This window comes from Streptomyces xingningensis, from assembly GCF_054957865.1.
Genome location: NZ_JBDJPF010000131.1, coordinates 1 through 4,547, shown reverse-complemented (window position 1 = coordinate 4,547; position 4,547 = coordinate 1). Strand labels below are relative to the sequence as shown.

Annotated in this window: 5 protein-coding genes and 1 pseudogene; 1 reads left to right on the top strand and 5 read right to left on the bottom strand. The window is 68.1% G+C overall.

The features are described from left to right. Positions 1–268: 268 nt before the first annotated feature. The 4 genes from ABCR83_RS32215 to ABCR83_RS32200 all read right to left on the bottom strand — a co-directional run bounded on the left by ABCR83_RS32215 (position 269) and on the right by ABCR83_RS32200 (position 2,916). Positions 269–811: a flavoprotein gene (locus tag ABCR83_RS32215; protein WP_462698806.1), complete on the bottom strand. Its 543-nt coding sequence runs from the start codon at positions 809–811 to the stop codon at positions 269–271. 470 nt (positions 812–1,281) lie between these two features. Continuing rightward, positions 1,282–1,515, bottom strand: a complete 234-nt coding sequence (locus tag ABCR83_RS32210; RefSeq protein WP_462698805.1) for a DUF6087 family protein — start codon at positions 1,513–1,515, stop codon at positions 1,282–1,284. A gap of 70 nt (positions 1,516–1,585) precedes the next feature. Beyond that, positions 1,586–2,068 (bottom strand): hypothetical protein, encoded by a 483-nt coding sequence (locus ABCR83_RS32205; RefSeq protein WP_462698803.1) that lies wholly within the window; start codon positions 2,066–2,068, stop codon positions 1,586–1,588. A gap of 131 nt (positions 2,069–2,199) precedes the next feature. After that, positions 2,200–2,916 (bottom strand): ArsR/SmtB family transcription factor, encoded by a 717-nt coding sequence (locus ABCR83_RS32200; RefSeq protein WP_462698802.1) that lies wholly within the window; start codon positions 2,914–2,916, stop codon positions 2,200–2,202. A 64-nt stretch (positions 2,917–2,980) separates the two neighbouring features. On the opposite strand from ABCR83_RS32200, the gene ABCR83_RS32195 reads away from it, so the two are divergent. After that, complete coding sequence (locus ABCR83_RS32195) at positions 2,981–3,595, top strand: flavin reductase family protein (protein ID WP_462698801.1); 615 nt, start codon at positions 2,981–2,983, stop codon at positions 3,593–3,595. A 12-nt stretch (positions 3,596–3,607) separates the two neighbouring features. On the opposite strand, the pseudogene ABCR83_RS32190 reads toward ABCR83_RS32195, so the two are convergent. Beyond that, positions 3,608–4,336 (bottom strand): annotated as a pseudogene (locus tag ABCR83_RS32190) (transposase). Between the last annotated feature and the right edge of the window lie 211 nt (positions 4,337–4,547).

Sequence of the window (4,547 nt, the reverse complement as noted above, 5' to 3'; positions counted from 1 at the left end):
GACGCAGCATCGCGGGAGCTCTTTTCTCCTGGTGGTGTAGGCCCTCGGGTGGTGTGAGGCACCTCCGGGGGCCGCTTCGTGCTTGCTCGCTGTGAAGCAGCGGAATATGCCGACCGTACTTCGTGATTAACGCAAGTCACCCAAAATCGAGGTGAGTTCACCCGGTCGTGTGGTTGCGCCGACTGCCGGTGAGGTGGCGGGACCAGTGGTCGCGCGGGCAGGATCGCTTTCCGTCACCTCCGGATCGACGTCGTAGCCGGTAAGCGGGCTACGCCGGAAGAGCGCCGATGGCGACCTGCCACGGGTACGCGTCGAGATTGCCCTGCCTTGGCTTGTGAGGGACGAACGCGCCCTCGCCCAGCAGGACGGTGACGCCCGCAGTGCGCAGGGTCTCGATGTTGCGGGGCACGGCAGGGTGCAGCCCCTGGGCGTCGTTCCAGTGCGGCAGGGCGACGATGGGGAGCCCGAGGCCGATGCCCTCGGTGATGAGTCCCAAGGCAAGGGTGTCGCTGATTCCGGCCGCCCACTTGTTGAGGGTGTTCGTGGTCAAGGGGGCGACGAGCATGGCATCCGGTGCGGGCAGGACGTCCTCTTGCGACGGCAACTTGTACTGGTGCCGGATGGGGTGACCGGTCAGCTCGTGCAGCCGGTCGATTTCCCCGTGGGCGTCCTCGGTGGCCCACCGGTAGGCCGAAGGGGTCAGGATCAGGCAGACATCCCAGTCGGCGGCCTGTGCGGCGCGGATGGCGACGTCGATCCGGCGGGCCGGTGGGGCGGCGCAGGCGATCAGATACAAGGTCCGGTTGGTCATCCGGGCAGTCCACATCGTTCGGCCAGCGCCCGCAAGCGCCCTTCGGCCGATCCTGAGCCGAGCAGTCGCAGATCCTCGACGAGCGCGCGGGTCCGCGGCCGACAGCGGACTTCCTCAGCTGCTTCCTGCTCGGCCTCAAGCAACGTGTCCACCGCCTCCGCTCGGCGACCGGTTTGGGCGTACGCCCGGGCGAGGTCGGCGAGGTAGTGGGCGCGGCGTTCGCGTGGGAGAGCAGCGCGGGCAGGGCCGGGGATGTGCTGGGCAGCGGCCACCGCGTCAGCTCCTTGAGACAGTTGGACGTGCGATGCGACCTGGTAAAGGCGGACATTCGTCGGCCTCTGCTCGGGCTCCGGCCGCGATGCGGTCCGGGAGGCGGCCGGGGGCCAGGACGTAGGGGGCGGTGGTCACTTGGCGGCAGCCCGCCGCGCGCAGGGCTCGTAACAGCCAGATCCAATGAGACAGGACAGTGATCACGCGGCAGAGTCGTCGCCGGTCTGGGGTTCGTTCACCCACTCTTGGGCCGCCGCGAGGTTGTCGGCGGTGCCGACCACCTGGTATGAAAAGTCGTCCCACTCCTCCAGGACCCGCGGCTCGTCGCGGCGAAGGTGGCTGGCCCCGCCGTGGACCGGTCGGTGGCGGCGGTACTGATTCATCGGCGGTTGGCGGCGTTTGGTGTACGCGGCGAGCGGGTCGTCGGCGTCCATGTGCGGGACAGCCCGGGATGGCTGGTTCGGGGGTCCGGGTCGGCGATGCTTGCCCATGCGCTCGATGATGTCAGGCCGCGACCGTGGTCGGGCGGGCGGCGGCGAGTTCTCTCGCCCGAGTGCGTACGTCCTCGACCGAGGCAGTCTCGTACGGGCGGGCGGCGTCCAGCAGGGTGTTGAGCCGAGAGGTGACGAGTGTGGAGTTGACGCGGGCTGCGTCGTCGAGTGCCTGATGAGCTGCTGCGGCGCCCCGCTCCGTCGCGCCCCCGTCGAACAGCGCGGCGGTAAGGCCGACCCGGTCCATGACCTTCACGCGGTCGAACCCGGGTCTGCGCAGCTGGAGAGCCACCCGGCGGCCCCGGTCGAGTCCAGCGAGGTCGCGCGCGGAGACCGCGCGGGCGCCGGCGTGTTCGGCAGCGTCGAAATAGCTCACCCACTCGGGAACGTCGCCGCCGAGCCCGTCCGCCAGGAGCTCGTCAGCGGCACTGAGGTGCGTCTCGGCCTGCCGCTCGTCGCCGAGGGCCGCGTGCACTCGCCCGGTTTGCGGGGCCACCTTCGTGACTTAAGAGGACGCGCAGATAGGAGGGGTGGCGGTGGCCTGGATGCGGACGGGCGGGCCTGTGGCGCTCGTGGGGTTTCCCCTGTCTGTATGGCTGCCATTTCGAGGCTGCCGGGTGAGCTGTGTCAACCGCCGGACGTGCTCCAGCGCAGGTTGAGTTGATCCAGCAGAGCGGCCTCGCCCGTCGCGGTGAGTTGGATCGCGCGGTCGGACCCGATTCGTTCGATCCATCCGGTGGCGAAGAATCGGTTGCAGAGGGCCGCCCCGGCGGCCCCTGCCAGGTGCGGGCGGCGCTCGGTCCAGTCCAGGCAGCTGCGCACCATCGGGCGGCGTGTTTGACGCAGTGCCTCAGTGTCCGCGCCCACCTCCTGCAGCCAGGTCAGACCAGTGGTGGTCAGCGTCCAGCCGTCGTGGCGGCTGAGCATGTCCTGGCTGGTCATCGCGTCGGTGATCGCGACGCCCAATGTTCCGGCGATGTGGTCATAGCATGTCCTGGCCCGTGCCAGGGCCGTTTGTGTCGTCACCGTACGCAGCGTGCGTGGGTGTTTGGCGACGGGTGGGGCGTGTGAGGCCAGTGTCTCGATCAGTTCGGCGATGTCGGTGGTGGCCAGCCGTAGGTAGCGGTGCCTGCCCTGGCGTTTCTCGGCGAGTACGTCAGCGGCGACGAGCAGGTTCAGGTGCTCGGTGGCCGTCGAGCGGGCGACGCCGGCGTATCGCGCCAGCTCGCCTGCGGTCCAGGCACGTCCGTTGAGCAGGGCCACGCACATCGACGCCCGCGTGCGATCGGCAAAGATCGCCGCCAGGTACGCCAGTCCAGGGGCCGCGTCCACACGAACATTCATGCTCTTTACTATCCCCCACATCGGTTCGGCCGGCACCGAACAGTCCGGCCAGCACGATGAGCCCATGACCTTGACAGCCCCGGACGCGCACCGCGTCATCACGCCCAGCATCCTGTACTTCGGCACGCCCGTCGTTGTCCTGTCGTCCGAGAACGCAGACGGCACGGCGAATCTCGCGCCGATTTCCTCCGCGTGGGCGCTGAGCGATGTCTTCCTCCTCGGCCTCGGCGCGAACGGCCACACCGTCGACAACCTCCGGGCCCGACCGGAACTAGTGATCAACTTCCCGTCGCCCGATCAGTGGCAGCAGGTCGAGCGTCTCGCATTGCTCACCGGCGCCGATCCGGTCCCAGCCGGCAAACCGGCTGCGTGCCGCTTCGAACCGGACAAATTCGGCGCGGCCGGATGGCACCCGACACCATCAGAGATGGTGCGCCCGCCCAGGGTTGCCGAGTGCCCGGCACAGATCGAGGCCACGGTCAGCAGTCTGCGGCCCGACGCGTCGGATCAATTTGTCATCGTCGAAGCCACGGCCGTCCGTGTGCACGCGGACACCGGCATCGTCATCGACGACACTTCCCATATCGACCCGACCGTGTGGAGCCCGCTGATCTACAACTTCCGCCATTACTTCGGTCTCGGCCCACGGCTGGGCAAAGCGGGCCGGGCGGAGTACTGACAGGGCGTGTGGTCATGGAGGGCCGTTGGTTCGTTCGTCCCAGCGGTGGGTCGTCCATGCACGTCGGGTTAGGCTGCGGACGGTGATGATGGTGTCGGCGAGGTCGAAGAAGGCGTTGACGACGGTGGTGCGGCGTTCGTAGCAGAGGGTGAGCCGGTGGAAGGCGTTCTGCCAGGCATGGGTGCGCTCGACGTGCCACCTCCGGTTCGCCTGGATCGGCGCCTTACGCCCTTGTGCGCGATGCGCCAGTCAGGTTTCGGGCGGTGAATCGTGGCGGTTCGCGGCGGCCAGTACCCTGCCGAGGGGGATTCCGTAACCATCCGTCATATCTGAGCGTTTCAAGCCCTGTTTGCCGCGATCGACCGGTGAGCGTCCGGCGACCTCACCGCCACCAGGGGCCTTGGTGATGGAGCCGTCGATGGCGATCTGGTCGAGCACGGGCCCCATGATCCGGTCGTAGGACTGGAGCGCGATCTGCTTGAGCTGGGCGAAGACGCCGAGACGGATCCACTCGTCGCGACGGTTGCGGATGGTGGTCGCGGAGCACGTCGTGTCAGCGATCCCCTGGTAGGAGCAGCCGAACCGGAGAAGTTGCAGCAGTTTGTCGAACACGATCCGGTCGTTGATGCGGGGATGGTGGCACCCCAGCGGATGGGCCGGGTCGACCGTCGGGCGCTCGGGCAGCAGCGCCGCGAACTGGTCCCAGAGCGGGTCGGTCAGCCATGATGGCAAGACGGGCATGGGCCTCCCCAGTGATCACAGAGCGTCGCAACTCCATGATCACCGGGACCTGTGCCGTCTTGCTACAGGGTCCCCCACGCCACCAATCTGCGCGAGCTCTTACGCAAGTCATCAAAAACCAGGGTGAGTTCACTCGGTCGTGTGGTGGTGCCGACCGCCGGTGAGGTGGCGGGACCAGTGGTCGCGCGGGCAGGATCGCCTCATGCGAGTT